The sequence below is a fragment of the Stenotrophomonas sp. 2619 genome, from assembly GCF_040548725.1.
GTDB classification, from domain to species: domain Bacteria; phylum Pseudomonadota; class Gammaproteobacteria; order Xanthomonadales; family Xanthomonadaceae; genus Stenotrophomonas; species Stenotrophomonas maltophilia_AP.
On the sequence record NZ_JBEPSF010000015.1, the window covers coordinates 74,342 to 90,594 of the forward strand.

The window sequence follows — 16,253 nt, forward strand, 5'->3', positions numbered from 1 at the left end:
ACGGCAAGGACGTCCGCATGCTGCATCACCTGTCCCTTGGGGTCCGCGACCTGGCCGTGGCCGGCGCGTTCTACGACGCTGCGCTGGGCGCGCTGGGGTACCGCCGCGTCTTCGACGATGACACTGCGATCGGCTACGGACTGGTCGATGACGAAGACATGCTGTGCCTGAAACTGCGCGACGATGCCGCCGCCCCCGGGCCCGGCTTCCACCTGGCCTTCAGTGCCCCCACGCCGGCGGCGGTGCAGGCCTTCCATCGCGCCGCGCTGCAGACCGGTGGGCATGACAACGGTCCGGCCGGCCTCCGCCCGGACTACGGCGACTGCTACTACGCGGCCTTCGTGATCGACCCCGACGGCCATCGCATCGAGGCGGTCACCAAGCAGGCGCAGGCATGAACCGGCGGGTGGTGCGCCCGCCCAGGCCGTTGCTGCTGCCGCTCACCCGCGGCAGCGAAATCGCCCGTGCCCGCCAGCAGCTGCAGCGTGGCGGCTGGCCCCGGCTGCAGATGGCGGTGATCGTGATGGTCACCGCCGTGGCCGGGTTGCTGGCCGCGCACCTGCTGGGCCTGGGCGGGCTGGACACGATGCTGCTGCGGTACCCGTTGGCGGTGCTGCTGGCCTACCTGGTGTTCCTGTTGTTGATGTGGGCCTGGCTGCGCTTGCGCGGGGACAGCGTGGTGGACGCGCTGCCCGATGCCGTCGGCGGGGGCGGGAGCGGTTCCGCGCCGGGCGGCGGGCCGAACTGGGTTGGTAGCGGGGGTCACTCCGGCGGCGGCGGTGCATCGGCGTCGTGGACGTCGGCGTCCGGTTCCAGTGCCAGTTCCAGTGCCCGCACCACCAGCAGCGACGGTTCGCTACTGGACCTCGCCGACGGCGAGGCCGGCCTGCCGGTTCTGGCCATTGGCGCAGTGTTGGCCATCGCCGCCGGCACGCTGGTGGCGGCCAGCTGGGTGATCTGGTCGGCGCCGGTATTGATGGCCGAACTGCTGGTCGATGCGGCCATTGCAGGCGGGTTGTACCGGCGCATGCAGGGCATGCGCGCGCAGGGGTGGTGGCGGCTGTGCCTGGCCCATACCTTCTGGCCGCTGATCGGCGTGCTGGTATTTTCCGCCGGGTTGGGCTGGGTGGCGCAGGAAATCGCGCCCCACGCCGACACCCTGGCCGATGTGCTGCAGACGGTGCGCAGCCGATGAGCCTGCTGCAGCGCATGCTGAAAGGCGCCACCGGCGGTGCGGTAGGGCTGGGCGCACTGGTGCTGGGGCTGGTCTGCAGCGGCGTGACCGCAGTGCTGGTCACAGCAATGGGCGCGGCGCTGCTGCCGCGCCTGTTGGCGCCCTTGCTGGAGGCGGGCATGGCACCGTCTGCACTCTCCGCGGCATTCGCCAGCGCCTACCCGTGGGTCTGGGCCGGTCCGGTGCTGGTGGGGCTGGTGGCGGTGTTTGGTCGCCGGCTGCGTTATTGGATGGCCGGCGTGGTGGGTGTGGCCAGCATGCTGCTATGGGGCAGCTTCGCGGTGGTGGCGATGTACCTGTCGCTGTTTTCGCAGGCGGCTGCGATCTGAAACTCCGCTCGGCAAGGGCGAGCAACGCTGCCGCTGCTGGCCGGTGTGCTCAGTCGAACCGCCAGCGCAGGCCGGCATACACCCCGCGCCCTTCACCGGGGGTGGAGCGGGCCACGTCCTTGCCGGCATCGTTGTAGCCGGGCGTCACCGTGGCCGCGTAGTGGCGGTCGCCGATATTGCGCATCTCGGCCCACGCCTGCCAGCGCCCGCTGGGGGCATCGAACCCGACCCGGCTGCCGACGATGGCATGGCTGTCGGCGCGGACGCTGTTGGCGTAGTCCACGAACATTGCCGAAGCGTATTCGGTGTTGAGCGCGGCGTAGAAGCCGGTCGGGTGGTCGTAACGCAGCTCGGCCTGGTAGTAGTGGCGGGGCAGGCCGGGCAGGCGATTGCTGCCGAACAGCGCGTCATCGCGGTAGCGGAAATCGCTGAAGGTGTAGGCCTGGCGCAACGACAGACGGCCATCGCGCCCCTGCCACAGCGTGCTGTCCAGCCCGGCCTCCAGGCCGCGGTGCACAGTGGGGCTGGCGTTGTTCTCGGCCACGAACAGGTTCGGTACCGGCAGCACTTCCACGGTGAGCAGTTCATGCAGCACGCGCGCGTAGTAGCCGGTCAGCTCCCAGCGGCCAATCGCGCTGTCGCCGCGCGCGCCCAGTTCCAGCGTGGTGGCGGTCTGGTTGTCCAGCTGCACCGGCGCGCGCTGGCGACCGGTGGATGCCCCATTGCCTGCCGCGAAGTACTGGTTCGAACCCCAGATCATCGACCACGGGTGCGCCGGCTCCACCGACCGGCTCAGGTTGCCGAACCACTGTGTCTGTGGCGTCTGCTGCCAGGTGAAGCCCAAACGCGGCGCATAGTCCCACTGGTGCTCGCGCAGTCGCTCGGGCGTGGCCGGCCAGGTCACCTGCACATCGCGGCGGGTATTGATCAGCGCCAGCCCGGTCTGCAGGTGCAGCGCATCGGTCAAGGCCAGGTCGTTGCCGATGTGCAGCGTGCTGTCGGTGCCGTGGTGCGAAAAGTCGCGCGTGTGGGTACCGGCGGCGTAGCCGTTGCTGGCAAAGCGCAGCGTCTCGCGCACGTCCGCATCCAGGTCGTGGGTGACGCGCAGGCCCAGCGTGGTCACGCTGGCGCGGCCCAACAGCAGGTGACGGTGGCGGTAGTCCACGGTGGCGTTGAGGTTGCTGTAATCCAGCTGCTGCCGGTACAGGCTTTCGTTCAAGTCCATCGGGTACTTGTGGTACACCAGCCCGGCCTGCAGCGACGAAGCGTCGTCGATCTGCCAGGTGGTCGTGTTGCCGATCCAGGTGCTGCCCGGCTGCGGGCGGCGCGCGTCGATGGCCAGGTTGGCCGGGTTGGCTGCACGCGGGTCGTTGCGGATCTGGTCGCGGGTGAGGCGCCCGGGCGTTTCGTGATTGGTCTCGCGGTAACGCACGAAGAAGCGCGTTTCCAGGGTTGGGCTGATCTGCCAGCCAAGGTTGGCCATCGCGCCTTTGCCGTCGCTGGCGGCATGGCGCTGGTAGCCGTCCGATTCGGTGTCGGTGTAGGCCAGGTAGTAGTCGACATCGCCGCTCACCCCGCCGTAGCCGATGCTGCGCTTCTGGTAGCCACGGCTGCCCGCTTCGTACTGCAGCTCCAGCCCGGCCGAATCGCGACCGCTGCGGCTCACGTAATTGATGGCACCGCCCAGTGCCAATGCGCCGCGCTCGAAGCCGTTGGCGCCGCGCAGCACTTCGGCCCGGCTCAGCCACAGCGGTTCCAGCAACTCATACGGTGTGCCGCCCGGGCCGGTCAGGGGCAGTCCATCCAGCGACACTGAAATCCCCGAGGCATGCGCGCCCGGACCGCGGTTGATGCCCGAGCCACGGATCGAGACCTTGGCGCCTTCATTGCCCGGCGACTGCGCACTGATGCCGGGCTGGTAGGCGAGCACATCGGCGCTGGTGGACAGCCGGCCGTCGGCCTTGGTCAGGTCCACCACGTTGCCGGCGCCGGGAACCCGCTTGAGCGCCGCCCGGGCCTGCTCGGTCTCGCTGGCGGCGGTCACGTTGACCGCGTCCAGGGTGGTGGCCTGCGGGGCAGCGTGGGCGGTGGCGGAAAGGCCGAGGGTGACGGCCAGGAAGAGCGCGGTGGGGCAGGGGCGGTACGGCGAAAGCGACATGCGTAAGGGCTGTAAACCAAAAAGATGGCGCGCAAGTTAACAGGTATGGTCCGGCGCGTCACCCGTCCGTGCCGTACGGGTGCCAGCGGGCGCCTGCTCCCCTCCGGTAGAGCCGACCGTTGGTCGGCTGCTCTCCGTTGCGCCGACGGTGAACCTGCATGCGATCGACCTGAGGCTGCGCCCGTCAGCCGCGACAGGCCGGAAAGCGACTGCAGCCCATGAACACGTCACCGGTTCTGCGATTGCGACGTTCCAACATCGGGGCGCTGCAGCGATTGCAGGTCACCACCTCGGAGGCGGGTTTCGAGTCCGTCAGCACCGGCTCGATCCTTGCGGCAGGCGTCGCCGTCGAACGTACCTGCACCTTCTGAATCATCCCCAAGAGGTCTTCACCCGCTACCAGCGTGATGGGTTTTCCGACAATGAAGACCTGCGCGTCACGGGTGAACCCCCCGCTGCTGACAATCAGCACGGCGTCGGCGCGATGGTGCGCCAGCAGGCCATACATCTCGCGCACGACCGACACGCCCACCTGCTGGCGTCGCCATTGCTTGCATTGCACCAGCGTGCGTTTGCCATCGCGGCGCAGCACTAGGTCGATGCCGCCGTCGGCACCGCCCAAGCCCGTCTCTTCGACGGTGTAGCCCTGCCGCCGATATGCCTCGCCGACCAGCCGTTCGAAGTCACGCCATCCGTTGCTGGAAAGGCTTTCCAGCCCGGTACGCGTGTCCAGCAACCGGCGCCGCCGACGCGCGCCGACCCAGGATGCTGCTGCCGCCAACAGGCAGAGGCCCAGCCACAGCCATGCAATCGGCGCCTGAGCAGCTACGCCTGCAATCAACGCGGTCGGTGTGCCAGCGGCGCGCTCGTGCCACTGCGGCGCGAGAATGCGCAATGCGCCGAAGCCAAGCGCACCTGCGCCGAGATTGACATACCACGGCCATGTGGCCATGACGTCGATAAGGTGCGTGCGTCTGCGTCCCATGCGTACTTCCTCCTGTGTGCGTACGCATTGTAGGGTGCGCCGATCAAGCAGCCGCGTTTGCGTGGATGTGAGACCCGAACCAGCGTGAGGCTGGGGGAGCATTCCGCGATACTGTCAGACAACGTCACGCAACCGGAGAGCCGCTTGGCCAGGCAAGGCGAATTCAAGAAGCTGCTGGACTACCTACAGAAGATTCCGGCTATGTCGGCGTCACCGATGCACTGGGGCAGGGGCGGGGACAGCACCTGGTGCGTTGGGTTCACGATGGATCTTGCACATCCGCTGGCGTGGAGTGCCGTGCAGGAGCTTGCCTACGTGATCAACGGGTTGTCGGTGACCGAAGCGCTGCCGACGGCGTTCATGCCCGTGGCGCCGCCGCCGTATCTCAATGGGCCGGCCAGTGAGTTTCTGTCGTGGCGGATTCAGTCCAGCGGCGCGGAATTCTCACCGGATGATCTGCTGGGGTGGCTGGAGGGGCGATTGCCGCAACCCGTGGAGGATACGGCGCAGTGGATGCCCTCGTTCATCGGCGTGGATGATGCGATGTAGGTGCACGCGTAGCGGATGACGCGCAGCCCCGCACGGCAAGGCGGTACCCGCGAGTGCATGCGGGTAGAGCCACCCCATGGGTGGCTGCAGGCAGTGCCGAATTGGGGAGCAGCCACCCATGGGGTGGCTCTACCCCCGTGTGTGGTAGGTCCCGACCGTTGGCCGGGACGCATCGGGATCAGCCCAGAATCCCCGGCAGATCCAGGCCCTTCTCCTTCGCGCATTCGACCGCGATCTCATACCCGGCGTCGGCATGCCGCATCACGCCCGTGGCCGGGTCGTTCCACAGCACGCGTGCGATGCGCTTGGCGGCCGCTTCGGTGCCGTCGCAGACGATCACCATGCCGGCGTGCTGCGAGAAGCCCATGCCGACGCCGCCGCCGTGGTGCAGCGACACCCAGGTGGCGCCGCTGGCGGTGTTGAGCAGGGCGTTGAGCAGGGGCCAGTCGGAGACCGCATCGGAGCCGTCCTGCATCGCCTCGGTTTCGCGGTTCGGCGAAGCGACACTGCCGCTGTCCAGATGATCGCGGCCGATCACCACCGGGGCCTTCAGCTCGCCGTTGGCGACCATTTCGTTGAAGGCCAGTCCCAGGCGGTCACGGTCGCCCAGGCCTACCCAGCAGATGCGCGCCGGCAGGCCCTGGAACTTGATCTTCTCGGCGGCCATGTCCAGCCAACGGTGCAGGTGCGGGTTGTCCGGGATCAGCTCCTTCACCTTGGCATCGGTCTTGGCGATGTCTTCCGGGTCGCCACTCAGCGCGGCCCAGCGGAACGGGCCGATGCCGCGGCAGAACAGCGGGCGGATGTAGGCGGGCACGAAGCCGGGGAAATCGAACGCGTCTTCAACGCCTTCTTCCAGCGCCATCTGGCGCAGGTTGTTGCCGTAGTCCACGGTTGGCACGCCGAGCGCGTGGAAGGCGAGCATGGCGCGGATGTGGGTCGCCATCGAGGCGCGCGCGGCCTTCTCCACCACCTTCGGCGCGGACACGCGCTTGTCGTCCCATTCCTCCACCGTCCAGCCCTGCGGCAGGTAGCCGTTGACCGGGTCGTGTGCGGAGGTCTGGTCGGTGAGCAGGTCCGGCTTGACCCCGCGCAGCAGCAGTTCGTCCAGCACGTCGGCAACATTGCCGAGCAGGCCCACCGACAGCGGCTTCTTGGCCGTGCACGATTCCTCGATCAGGCGCAGCGCCTCATCCAGGTTGTCGGTCCAGGTGTCCAGGTAGCCGGTGCGCAGGCGCATCTCGATGCTGCTCTTGCGGCATTCCACCGCCAGGCAAGAGGCGCCGGCCATCACCGCGGCCAGCGGCTGCGCGCCGCCCATGCCGCCCAGCCCACCGGTGAACAGCCACTTGCCGGCCAGGCTGCCGTTGTAGTGCTGGCGGCCCATCTCCACGAAGGTTTCGTAGGTGCCCTGCACGATGCCCTGCGCGCCGATGTAGATCCAGCTGCCGGCGGTCATCTGGCCGTACATTGCCAAGCCCTTTTTATCCAGCTCGTTGAAGTGGTCCCAGTTGGCCCAGCGCGGCACCAGGTTGGAGTTGGCGATCAGCACGCGCGGCGCGTCCACGTGGGTGCGGAACACGCCCACCGGCTTGCCCGACTGCACCAGCAGAGTCTGGTCGTCCTCCAGCCGCGTGAGCGTTTCGACGATCGCATCGAAGCTTTCCCAGTCGCGCGCGGCGCGGCCGATGCCGCCGTAGACCACCAGCTCCTGCGGGCGCTCGGCCACGTCGGGGTGCAGGTTGTTCATGAGCATGCGCAGCGGCGCTTCGGTCAGCCAGCTCTTGGCGGTGAGCGTGGTGCCGGTAGGCGCGATGATGGTGCGGGACGGGTCGTTGCGGGTCATGCGGCGCTCCGGTTCGTAGCGAAGGCAAGGCAGGCGTTGAGCACCTGCGCCAGGGTGTGGCGCAGCGGTGCGGCGTGGTCGGGGTCGAGCGGGGTGGGCCAGCTGTGTTCGTCCACCTGGTCCGGTGCCGGCTCGTGCATGTAGCCACGGCAGGCCAGCTCCATCTGCAGGGTATGCACACCGGCGGGAATGTTGCTGTAGTGGCGGGTGATCCAGCCGCCCTTGAAGCGGCCGTTGCGCACGTGGGACAGGCCGCTGATCTTCAGCAGGTTCTCCACCACGTCGCTGAGCGTGTTGTCGCAGGACGTATCCACCGCCCCCGACGGGCCGGCCGTGCCCAGGTTGAACTGCGGCAGCTCGCCCTCGAACAGGTGCGGAATATGCGAGCGGATCGAGTGCGCGTCGTACACCACCACGGTGCCGTGGCGCGCACGCAGCCGCGCGATCTGCGCGGCAAGTGCGTCGTGGTACGGCGCGAAATAGGTGTCGCGGCGGCGCGCGATCTCGGCGTCGTCCGGTTCGCTGCCCGGGTGGTACAGCGGCTGGTTGTCGAAGGTGGTCAGCGGGCACAGGCCGGTGGTGTTCTGGCCCGGGTACAGCGACACACCGCTGGGGTCGCGGTTGAGGTCGATCACCGAGCGCGAGATCGCAGAGCGCACCGTGGTGGCCCCCATGCCGCGCGCGAAGTCGTACAGCTCATGCACCCACCAGTCGGCATCGCGGCGTGCCAGCCACGGCGAGTGGTAGCGGTCGATCAGGTCATGCGGCAGCTCGCTGCCGGTGTGCGGGAAGCTGACAATCAGCGGCGCATCGCCCTCGTGTACCTGCAGCCAGTCCGGGTGGGCGGTCATGCCAGCGGCTCCACCTGTGGCAGCACGTCGGCCAGGCCCTCGGCCAGCGCGCCGCTGCGCACCAGTGCGGTGGCGGCCACCATGTCCGGATGGAAGTAGCGGTCGTCCTGCAGGGTGGGCACCTGCGCACGCAGCCGTGCACGCACGCCTTCCAGCGCCTCGCTGGAACGCAGCGGGGCATGGAAGTCGCAGCCCTGCGCAGCGGCCAACAGTTCGATGCCGACCACGTTGGCCGCGTTCTCGGCCATCGCCAGCAACCGGCGCGCACCGTGCGCGGCCATCGACACATGGTCTTCCTGGTTGGCCGAGGTCGGAATCGAATCGACGCTGGCCGGGTAGGCGCGCTGCTTGTTTTCCGAGACCAGTGCCGCTGCGGTCACCTGCGGAATCATGAAGCCCGAATTCAAGCCGGGCTTCGGGGTGAGGAAGGCGGGCAGGCCGGACAGCGCCGGGTCCACCAGCATCGCGGTACGGCGTTCGCTGATCGAGCCGATTTCGCAGATGGCCATGGCCAGCATGTCGGCGGCAAAGGCCACCGGCTCGGCGTGGAAGTTGCCGCCACTCAGCGCTTCGTTGGTGTCGGTGAACACCAGCGGATTGTCGGACACGCCGTTGGCTTCGATCGCCAGCGTGGTGGCCGCCTGGCGCATCACGTCGAAGGCCGCGCCCATCACCTGCGGCTGGCAGCGCAGGCAGTACGGGTCCTGTACGCGCACGTCGTTGTCGCGGTGCGATTCGCGGATGGCCGAGCCCTGCATCAGCGTGCGCAGCGTGGCGGCGGTGGCGATCTGCCCGCGCTGGCCGCGGATGCTGTGGATGCGCGGGTCGAACGGCGTGTCCGAGCCCTTGGCCGCTTCCACCGACAGCGCCCCGGTGACCAGCGCGGCCTGGAACACGGTGGTGATCGCAAACAGGCCGGCCAGCGCGTAGGCGGTGGAGTACTGGGTGCCGTTGAGCAGGGCCAGGCCTTCCTTCGCGCCCAGCACCAGCGGCGCAAGGCCAAGCCGGGCCAGCGCGTCGGCGGCCGGCAGGCGCTCGCCACCCACAAAGGCCTCGCCCACGCCGATCATCACGCTGGCCAGGTGCGAGAGCGGGGCCAGGTCGCCGGAGGCGCCCACCGAGCCCTGGCACGGAATCACCGGCACGATGTCGTGCTGCAGGAAGGCTTCCAGCAGCGCCAGCGTTTCCGGGCGGATGCCCGACGCGCCCTGGGCCAGGCTGGTCAGCTTCAGCGCCATCATCAGCCGCACCACCGGCGCCGGCATCGGCTCACCTACGCCGGCAGCGTGCGACAGCACGATATTGCGCTGCAGGGTGGCCAGGTCTTCGCGCTCGATGCGCACGCTGGCCAGCTTGCCGAAGCCGGTATTGATGCCGTAGACCGGCGCGCCCTTGGCCACGATATCGGCCACGGTCTGCGCGCTGCGCAGCACCGCCGCGGCGGAGGACGGGTCCAGGCGCACGCGCGCGCCGTCGTAAATCGCGCGCCAGTGCGCCAGCGTCACCGCGCCGGGCTGCAGGGTCAGGGTAGTGCTCATGGAATCTCCAGACATCACAAAAATCAGACGGATACGCCGCGCATCACGCGCGCGTGCAGGGGGTTGAAGCCCATGCGGTACACCAGGTCGGCAGGCGCCTCGATGTCCCACAGGGCCAGGTTGCAGTCCAGGCCGACCGCCAGCCGGCCCACGCGATCGGCACGGCCCAGCGCGCGCGCCGCGTCACGGGTGAAGCCGGCGATGCACTCGTCCACGGTCATGCGGAACAGGGTGGCGGCCATGTTCATGGCCAGCAGCGGGCTGGTCAGCGGCGAGGTGCCGGGGTTCGAGTCGGTGGCCAGCGCCAGCGGCACGCCGGCCGCACGCAGGGCCGGAATCGGGGGCAGGGTGGTATCGCGGGTGAAATAGAAGGCGCCCGGCAGCAGCACTGCCACGGTGCCGGCGGCGGCCATCGCCGCGATGCCCTCGGCGTCCAGGTGTTCGATATGGTCGGCCGACAAGGCGCCATGGCGTGCGGCCAACGCCGCGCCGTGCTGGTTGCTGAGCTGTTCGGCGTGGATCTTGATCGCCAGCCCGTGCTGGCGGGCGGCCACGAACACCTGCTCGGCCTGTGCGGCGCTGAAGGCGATGTTCTCGCAGAACACATCCACCGCTTCGGCCAGGCCCTGCGCGGCCACCGCCGGAATCATCACGTTGCACACTTCGTCGATGTAGTCCTGCGCATCGCGGCCGGGCGGAATCGCATGCGCGCCCAGGAAGGTCGGCACGATCTCCACCGCGCGCAGGCGGCCCAGTTCGCGGGCCACGCGCAGCTGCTTGGTTTCATCGTCCAGGCTCAGCCCATAGCCGGATTTGATTTCCAGCGTGGTGATGCCTTCGGCCAGCATCGCGTCCAGGCGCGGCAGGCTGGCGGCGACCAGTTCGGCCTCGCTGGCGGCACGGGTGGCGCGCATGGTGGAGACGATGCCGCCGCCCGCACGGGCGATGTCGGCATAGCTCACGCCCTGCAGACGCTGCTCGAACTCGCCGGCACGGTTGCCGGCATACACCAGGTGGGTGTGGCAGTCGACCAGGCCGGGGCTGATCCAGCGCCCGCCGCAATCGATGCGCTGCGCCGGTTGCAGGTGCGCCTCGGTGCCGGCCGCGCCCACGTGGACGATGCGGCCGTCGGTGGCGGCGATCACCCCGTTTTCGATCACGCCCAGGCCGGGGCCATCGACGGTGATCAGGTGGGCGTGGTACCAGAGGGTGTCACAGTGCATGGCAGCAACCACATCGGCTTATATGTCTATACAATATAGGCGCCACTTCCGGGATGTCCAGTGATGCCAGCCACCCCCGCCGCGACCCTTGTTTTCCATGCCACCCACGCGCTGCTGCCGCAGGGCTGGGCCCGTGATGTGCGCATCGTCTGCGCCGACGGCCGTTTCACCGAGGTCAATGCCGGCGTGCCGGCGCAGCCCGGCGACACCACGCTGGCCATCGCGCTGCCGGGGCTGGGCAACCTGCACAGCCACGCCTTCCAGCGCGGCATGGCCGGGCTGACCGAGATCGGCGGCCAGAGCGGTGACAGCTTCTGGAGCTGGCGCGAGCTGATGTACCGCTTCCTGGCGCACCTGCAGCCGGACGCGGTGCAGGCCATCGCCGAGCAGGCCTACGTGGAAATGCTCGAATCCGGCTTCACCCGCGTGGGCGAGTTCCACTACCTGCACCATGCCGCCGATGGCACCCCATACGCCAACCGCGCCGAGATGGCCGAACGCATCGCCGCCGCCGCGCAGGGCAGTGGCATCGGCCTGACCCTGCTGCCGGTGTTCTACGCCCACGCCGATTTCGGTGGCGCCGCGCCCAACCCGGCGCAGCGCCGGCTCATCCACGACGTGGACGGTTTTGCGGCGCTGCTGCAGGGCTGCACCCGGGCGCTTTCGGGCCTGGAGGACGCGGTGCTCGGCATCGCCCCGCACAGCCTGCGCGCGGTCACCGGCGAGGAACTCAACGCACTGCTGCCGCTTACCACCGGCCCGGTGCACATCCATATCGCCGAGCAGACCCGCGAGGTCGAGGCCTGCGTGGCCTGGAGCGGCCTGCGCCCGGTGCGCTGGCTGTACGAACACGCCGCCGTGGATGAACGCTGGTGCCTGGTGCACGCCACCCACGTGGACGACGACGAGGTGCAGCGCATCCTGGCCAGCCGCGCGGTGGTGGGGCTGTGCCCGATCACCGAGGCCAACCTGGGCGACGGGCTGTTCCCGATGCAGGCGTTCGCGCGCGCAGGCGGGCGCTTCGGCGTCGGCTCGGATTCGAACGTGCTGATCGACGCGGCCGAAGAACTGCGCCTGCTCGAATACGGCCAGCGCCTGCAGCTGCGCGGGCGCAACGTACTGGCCCCGGGCGACGGCCAGTCCAGCGGCCGCTGGCTGTTCGAGCAGTCACTGCACGGCGCCGGGCAGGCGCTGGGCGTGGCGACCGGGCTGCAGGTGGGCGCCCCGGCTGACGTGGTCGAACTGGACCCGACGCACCCGGCCCTGATTGCCCGCGACGGCGACGCCTTGCTTGACAGCTGGGTATTCGCCGCACGTAATGGTGCGGTGCGTTCGGTGTGGCGCCAGGGTCGCCAGCTGGTCCATCAGGGCCGTCACCTGCAGCGTGATGCCGTGGCCGCCCGTTTCGCCCGCGCATTGCAGACGTTGTTGTCGGCCGGCTGAGTGCCGGTCGCACCCATCCAGGACTCCCGAGTGACGGGCAAGAAAGCAGAAACCCTCAACCAGCGCATCCGCGCCGATCTGGAAAGCCGCATCCTCAGTGGGCAGTGGGAGCCGGGGTTCCGCATTCCCTATGAGCACGAACTGATGGAGCAGTACGGCTGCTCGCGGATGACCGTGAACAAGGTGCTGACCGCGCTTGCCGAGAGCGGCATGATCGAGCGCCGCCGCCGCGCCGGTTCGTTCGTGGCCCGGCAGCCGCCCCACCTGGAACAGGTGGCGTTGGAAATTCCGGATATCGCCATGGCCGTGGGCGCACGTGGCCACGTCTATGGCTACCAGCTGCTGGAGCGGGCCTACCGGGCGCCGCGTCCGCAGGCTGCCGAAGAGGTGGCGTTGTCGGGCAGTGAAAAGCTGCTGGCCATCCGCTGCCTGCACCGTGCCGATGGGCGTCCGTTCGCGCTGGAACACCGCCTGATCAGCCCGGTGGGCGTGCCAGAAGTGCTGGACGTGGATTTCGAGACCACCGCGCCGGGCAGCTGGCTGCTGCAGAACGTGTCCTGGACCCGTGCCCAGCACCGCATCAGCGCCTGGGGCGCCGATGACGCCGCCGCCGCGTTGCTCGAGGTCAAGCCCGGCACGGCCTGCCTGGTCATCGACCGCCTCACCTGGCGCGGCGACCAGCCCATCACCTGCGTGCGCCAGATGTTCCTCGGCGACGCCTGGGACCTGGTCGCAAAGTTCGCCCCCGGCGCCCGGTAGTAGAGCCGGGCTCTGCCGCGCCGCATGACCGGCGGGCGCCGTTACGACGAACGCATCGCCATGCGCACGGTACTCACCGCGCGCGCGATGCTAAAAACCCACCACCATCAAAGCGTAGCGCACTGCCGCCAACGCACCGGCTCGTCCACGCCCACGCGCGGATTCAACTGGATACGCACCGTGCGCAGCGCCGGGTAACGCTTCACCTCGGTGCACACCAACGGCCAGATCGCGTCGATTTCGTCGCTGCGGTTCACCGCCAGGGTCTGCCGCGTCAGCCAGAACGCACTCAGCACGCCGGGCTGGCGGGCCAGGGTGGCGGCCAGCTCTTTCTGGTACCGGGCGAGCGTGGCCGGGTCCGGGTCGGCCACATCGCCAAGGATGCCCGGTGCCGCAGCAGCAGCGGCCGGCTTGGCAGCGGCAGGCACGGCGGGGGCGTTGGGGGCCGGTGCCTCGGCCCCAGCCGGAGCGTCGGCCGGCGCAGCGACGGGCTGGGCCGATGTCGCGGTGGGCGGAGCTACGGCAACGGGGGCGGCCTGCTGGTCCAGTCGCGAGGTCAGGTAGCCCATGCCCACCAGCAGCCCCAGGGTCAGCGACCCCAGCGCGGCGATCGAGATCCGCCGGATCGCCTCGCGGCGGGCCGCGTTCTTGACCTGGGCTTCCATGTCGCCGGGCAGGTACGGCTGCAGCAGCGGCCACAGCAGGTGCCCGTCGAGCACCTCCACGCCTTGCTTCTCGGCAGCCACGCGGCCATCGCGTTCGACCATGCCTTCGGTGATCAGGATGCCGCCGCGGGCACCGGCCAGCCGTGCGGCGGCGCCCAGTTCGTTCACCGCCGCGGTGCCAATGCGGTAGGCGCGGCCATGTTTGCACGACAGCAGCCAGCGGTGCTGGGCGTCGTGCATGAGGAAATCGCTGCGCGGCTCGCGGCTGTCGTCCACCTCGCCAGGCACGTCCTGCAGCCCGCGCTGCTCGCGCATGGCGCGCCGGACGATCTCGGAAAAGTCACGCCAATGCATGCCAGCCAGGGCATTGAGCCCAAGCCGGGTCTCCTTGCGGCGGCGCTTCACCAGCCAGAACCAGGCGGCGGCAAGCGTCCAGACAATGAGGGCCAACAGTAAAGCCAGAATCCAGGAGAACATGAGGCGCTAGAGATGAACACGGATGTGCGATTGACAGTTTATATGCGCTCGCAGGCGTCTGCGGGGGCACTTCAATCCGAACGCTCGGAAGTCAGCGCCCCAGCCGGTGACGGACGTCTCACTTTGGAGCAGCAGACACAGAAAACCCGCCAATCCGTAGCCGTGAGGGGAGGGAACAAACGGCGAAGAAGCGATTGGCGGGTCGGTTTCGATTGTCATCAATGCCGTGCTGCTTTGCAACATCCGGCGCTGATGGCCCCCGAGCCGGGCTCAGGCGCCGCCCGGACCCTGGTGCGTTCCGGGGGACGGGTCGGCGTTGGGTGAGGCGTTGCGGGCCTCGGCGCGGTTGACCCGGGCATTGAGCGCATCGATCCGGGCGTTCAGGGCGGCCACGTCCTCGGCGGTGGGGATGTGCAGGCGCTTGAGCACGCCCTGCACCCGGTCATCGAAGGCCTTTTCCACCTTGTCCCAGGTGCCGGCGGCCTTCTCGCGGGCCTCGCCCAGCTGTTCTTCCACGTTGTCGCGCCAGCGCGGCGTGTCCCCGCTCTGTTCGCGGTTGCGGGCCTCGATGGTTTCGCCTTCCCGCACCAGCGTGTCGAACACGCGGCTGCCCTCGGCCTGGGCACGGCCCAAGGCACCCAGCCCGGCCAGCCATACCTGCTGGGCCGAACCGGTCAGCCGGCGCGAAAAACGCTCGGCCTGTTCGCCCAGCGAGGGCTTGTCGTCGGGGCTGCGGGTGTCGCGGTCGTCGAAGTCGTCGTGTGCGGTCATGGGGCGATCCTGTGGATGGACACCCCGATGCTAATCAGCGCCAGCTTTGCGCCATGTGATGGCCGGCGCCCGCGGACGCGCCGCGATTCAGCCCAGCTTTTCCTTCAGCACGCGCTGGATCTCGCCCTCGACCATGCCCTTCATCGCCGACAACAGGAAGCCCAGCTTGGCGGTCACGTGCACCTGGCCCGGCTGCAGTTCGATCGCACCATCCACGCCGGAGCCGTTGAAGTTCAAGACGTCACCCACCCAGTTGCTCTGCAGGCCGAAGCGCTCGGACAGCTTGGCGGCCACGTCTTCGATCGCCTTGCGGGCGCCATCGACGGGCAGGGAATGGGCGTGGCGGATATCAATGCTGGACATGGGAGCTCCTGGCGGGCGGCAGCGGGGAAGGGCGTGCATTGTGCGCATCCTTGCGTCCAACTCCAAGGACTGCATCACACTTCTTCTTCGATGACATGCAACCTGCTAGGCTTTCGCCGCGTGCAGAACCTGCTAGTTCACTTCACCCAACGCCAACACCCCGACCAGCCGCTGCGGCCCGGGGTGCAGCGCATCGTGCGCCACGCTTCGGGCACTGTCCGGCTCGGCGGTGACGCCACCGGCACCCTGCTGCTTGCACAGTTCTGCCTGGACGACCGCGGCCTGTGGCTTCAGGTCGCCACCGGCACGCGCGGCATCCACGTCAATGGCCGCCCCGTGCGGCGCATGGCCATGCTGCGTGCGGGCGACGCGGTGTACGTGGATGGCGTGGAGATGGTGATCCAGGGCGAGAGCGACGCGCTTGCCCAGGCGCCGCCGCGCAGTGACGCCGGCAGCGACGAACTGCGCCTGCTGCGCGGGTTGGGCGGCCAGCACCACGGGCGCAGCTTCACCCTGGACCGTCCGCGCCTGATCGGCCGCAGCGCCGAGGCCGACATCGCCATCGACGACCCTGCGTTTGCCGAGCAGCACGCACGGCTGGAGCTGCACGGCGACCGCGTGCTGCTGCGCGACCTCGGCGCCGGTGAATCGACCCGGGTCAACGGCGTGGCGGTTCGCCATTGCTGGCTGCTGCCCGGCGACCAGCTGGTGTTCGACACCCAGCACCGGTTCGTGCTCGAAGTGCCGCACGACGCCCGCACCCGGATCGTCAGCGAAGACGAGGACGACCTGCTGGACCTGCCCACCCACGACGCAGCGCCGGTCAAGCCGGTGCGCGTGAGCCGTTGGCCGTGGCTGCTGGCCAGCGCGCTGCTGCTGGCTGCGGTGATCAGCGGCCTGCTGTGGTTCGGCGCACGGTAAAGGTCATTGCACATGACGTTGTCGGCCAGCGGCCGGCACCACCCGGGGGCCCCGGGGCTGGCTGGGTGTTGATCTCGATAGATTCGTTTGCAACCAAATTCGCCTTGTCCTGCAAGGCCTAAAGCCTGGTGCGCTGCGGCA

Annotated in this window: 16 protein-coding genes; 7 read left to right on the forward strand and 9 right to left on the reverse strand. The window is 69.0% G+C overall.

The window, feature by feature from the left end:
- The first annotated feature begins 17 nt into the window (after positions 1-17).
- The 3 genes from ABIA71_RS15345 to ABIA71_RS15355 are packed head-to-tail and all read left to right on the forward strand — an operon-like array spanning position 18 to position 1,563.
- Positions 18-398, forward strand: coding sequence for a VOC family protein (locus ABIA71_RS15345; protein WP_354286411.1), 381 nt, complete (start codon positions 18-20; stop codon positions 396-398).
- A complete protein-coding gene (locus tag ABIA71_RS15350; RefSeq protein WP_354286332.1) occupies positions 395-1,195 on the forward strand; it encodes a hypothetical protein in 801 nt (266 codons plus the stop codon). The genes ABIA71_RS15345 and ABIA71_RS15350 overlap by 4 nt, the downstream gene beginning before the upstream one ends.
- A complete protein-coding gene (locus tag ABIA71_RS15355; protein ID WP_354286333.1) occupies positions 1,192-1,563 on the forward strand; it encodes a hypothetical protein in 372 nt (123 codons plus the stop codon). The genes ABIA71_RS15350 and ABIA71_RS15355 overlap by 4 nt, the downstream gene beginning before the upstream one ends.
- A gap of 49 nt (positions 1,564-1,612) precedes the next feature.
- Here ABIA71_RS15355 and ABIA71_RS15360 read toward each other — a convergent pair whose 3' ends face one another.
- Together ABIA71_RS15360 and ABIA71_RS15365 are read right to left on the reverse strand one after the other, a co-directional pair.
- A complete protein-coding gene (locus ABIA71_RS15360; protein WP_354286335.1) occupies positions 1,613-3,721 on the reverse strand; it encodes a TonB-dependent receptor family protein in 2,109 nt (702 codons plus the stop codon).
- A gap of 184 nt (positions 3,722-3,905) precedes the next feature.
- Complete coding sequence (locus ABIA71_RS15365; RefSeq protein ID WP_354286337.1) at positions 3,906-4,706, reverse strand: restriction endonuclease; 801 nt, start codon at positions 4,704-4,706, stop codon at positions 3,906-3,908.
- A gap of 144 nt (positions 4,707-4,850) precedes the next feature.
- Between ABIA71_RS15365 and ABIA71_RS15370 the strand changes: the two genes are divergently transcribed.
- On the forward strand, positions 4,851-5,255 hold the full coding sequence (locus tag ABIA71_RS15370) for a hypothetical protein (protein ID WP_354286339.1): 405 nt from the start codon (positions 4,851-4,853) through the stop codon (positions 5,253-5,255).
- Positions 5,256-5,433: 178 nt separating this feature from the next.
- On the opposite strand, the gene hutU is transcribed toward ABIA71_RS15370, so the two are convergent.
- Genes hutU through hutI form a run of 4 tightly spaced genes read right to left on the reverse strand, consistent with a single transcriptional unit; the run spans position 5,434 to position 10,713 of the window.
- On the reverse strand, positions 5,434-7,101 hold the full coding sequence (gene hutU / locus ABIA71_RS15375; RefSeq protein WP_354286340.1) for a urocanate hydratase: 1,668 nt from the start codon (positions 7,099-7,101) through the stop codon (positions 5,434-5,436).
- Positions 7,098-7,952 carry an N-formylglutamate deformylase gene (gene hutG / locus ABIA71_RS15380; RefSeq protein WP_354286341.1) on the reverse strand — a complete coding sequence of 285 codons (855 nt, stop codon included), beginning with the start codon at positions 7,950-7,952 and terminating at the stop codon, positions 7,098-7,100. Before hutG ends, hutU begins: the two co-directional genes overlap by 4 nt.
- On the reverse strand, positions 7,949-9,490 hold the full coding sequence (gene hutH / locus ABIA71_RS15385; RefSeq protein WP_354286342.1) for a histidine ammonia-lyase: 1,542 nt from the start codon (positions 9,488-9,490) through the stop codon (positions 7,949-7,951). Before hutH ends, hutG begins: the two co-directional genes overlap by 4 nt.
- Positions 9,491-9,513: 23 nt before the next feature.
- Positions 9,514-10,713, reverse strand: a complete 1,200-nt coding sequence (gene hutI / locus ABIA71_RS15390) for an imidazolonepropionase (protein ID WP_354286343.1) — start codon at positions 10,711-10,713, stop codon at positions 9,514-9,516.
- Positions 10,714-10,776: 63 nt separating this feature from the next.
- Here hutI and ABIA71_RS15395 point away from each other — a divergent pair, with 63 nt between their 5' ends.
- Complete coding sequence (locus tag ABIA71_RS15395) at positions 10,777-12,156, forward strand: formimidoylglutamate deiminase (protein ID WP_354286345.1); 1,380 nt, start codon at positions 10,777-10,779, stop codon at positions 12,154-12,156.
- A gap of 30 nt (positions 12,157-12,186) precedes the next feature.
- Positions 12,187-12,915: a histidine utilization transcriptional repressor HutC gene (hutC, locus tag ABIA71_RS15400; RefSeq protein WP_128097489.1), complete on the forward strand. Its 729-nt coding sequence runs from the start codon at positions 12,187-12,189 to the stop codon at positions 12,913-12,915.
- A gap of 107 nt (positions 12,916-13,022) precedes the next feature.
- Here the strand turns inward: hutC and ABIA71_RS15405 are convergent, their stop codons facing one another.
- From ABIA71_RS15405 to ABIA71_RS15415, 3 genes are all read right to left on the reverse strand, one after another.
- Positions 13,023-14,057 carry a restriction endonuclease gene (locus ABIA71_RS15405; protein ID WP_354286347.1) on the reverse strand — a complete coding sequence of 345 codons (1,035 nt, stop codon included), beginning with the start codon at positions 14,055-14,057 and terminating at the stop codon, positions 13,023-13,025.
- 270 nt (positions 14,058-14,327) lie between these two features.
- Positions 14,328-14,828 carry a phasin family protein gene (locus tag ABIA71_RS15410; RefSeq protein WP_354286349.1) on the reverse strand — a complete coding sequence of 167 codons (501 nt, stop codon included), beginning with the start codon at positions 14,826-14,828 and terminating at the stop codon, positions 14,328-14,330.
- 87 nt (positions 14,829-14,915) lie between these two features.
- Positions 14,916-15,191 carry a polyhydroxyalkanoic acid system family protein gene (locus tag ABIA71_RS15415; RefSeq protein ID WP_038687727.1) on the reverse strand — a complete coding sequence of 92 codons (276 nt, stop codon included), beginning with the start codon at positions 15,189-15,191 and terminating at the stop codon, positions 14,916-14,918.
- 120 nt (positions 15,192-15,311) lie between these two features.
- Here ABIA71_RS15415 and ABIA71_RS15420 point away from each other — a divergent pair, with 120 nt between their 5' ends.
- Positions 15,312-16,112, forward strand: a complete 801-nt coding sequence (locus ABIA71_RS15420) for an FHA domain-containing protein (protein WP_128097339.1) — start codon at positions 15,312-15,314, stop codon at positions 16,110-16,112.
- Positions 16,113-16,253 lie beyond the last annotated feature (141 nt).

Bases quoted from the DNA above. Each gene is read 5' to 3' on its own strand.
- ABIA71_RS15345 (WP_354286411.1), top strand. From the start codon at position 18: ATGCTGCATCACCTGTCCCTTGGGGTCCGCGACCTGGCCGTGGCCGGC.
- ABIA71_RS15350 (WP_354286332.1), top strand. From the start codon at position 395: ATGAACCGGCGGGTGGTGCGCCCGCCCAGGCCGTTGCTGCTGCCGCTC.
- ABIA71_RS15355 (WP_354286333.1), top strand. From the start codon at position 1,192: ATGAGCCTGCTGCAGCGCATGCTGAAAGGCGCCACCGGCGGTGCGGTA.
- ABIA71_RS15360 (WP_354286335.1), bottom strand. From the start codon at position 3,721: ATGTCGCTTTCGCCGTACCGCCCCTGCCCCACCGCGCTCTTCCTGGCC.
- ABIA71_RS15365 (WP_354286337.1), bottom strand. From the start codon at position 4,706: ATGGGACGCAGACGCACGCACCTTATCGACGTCATGGCCACATGGCCG.
- hutU (WP_354286340.1), bottom strand. From the start codon at position 7,101: ATGACCCGCAACGACCCGTCCCGCACCATCATCGCGCCTACCGGCACC.
- hutG (WP_354286341.1), bottom strand. From the start codon at position 7,952: ATGACCGCCCACCCGGACTGGCTGCAGGTACACGAGGGCGATGCGCCG.
- hutH (WP_354286342.1), bottom strand. From the start codon at position 9,490: ATGAGCACTACCCTGACCCTGCAGCCCGGCGCGGTGACGCTGGCGCAC.
- hutI (WP_354286343.1), bottom strand. From the start codon at position 10,713: ATGCACTGTGACACCCTCTGGTACCACGCCCACCTGATCACCGTCGAT.
- ABIA71_RS15395 (WP_354286345.1), top strand. From the start codon at position 10,777: ATGCCAGCCACCCCCGCCGCGACCCTTGTTTTCCATGCCACCCACGCG.
- ABIA71_RS15405 (WP_354286347.1), bottom strand. From the start codon at position 14,057: ATGTTCTCCTGGATTCTGGCTTTACTGTTGGCCCTCATTGTCTGGACG.
- ABIA71_RS15410 (WP_354286349.1), bottom strand. From the start codon at position 14,828: ATGACCGCACACGACGACTTCGACGACCGCGACACCCGCAGCCCCGAC.
- ABIA71_RS15415 (WP_038687727.1), bottom strand. From the start codon at position 15,191: ATGTCCAGCATTGATATCCGCCACGCCCATTCCCTGCCCGTCGATGGC.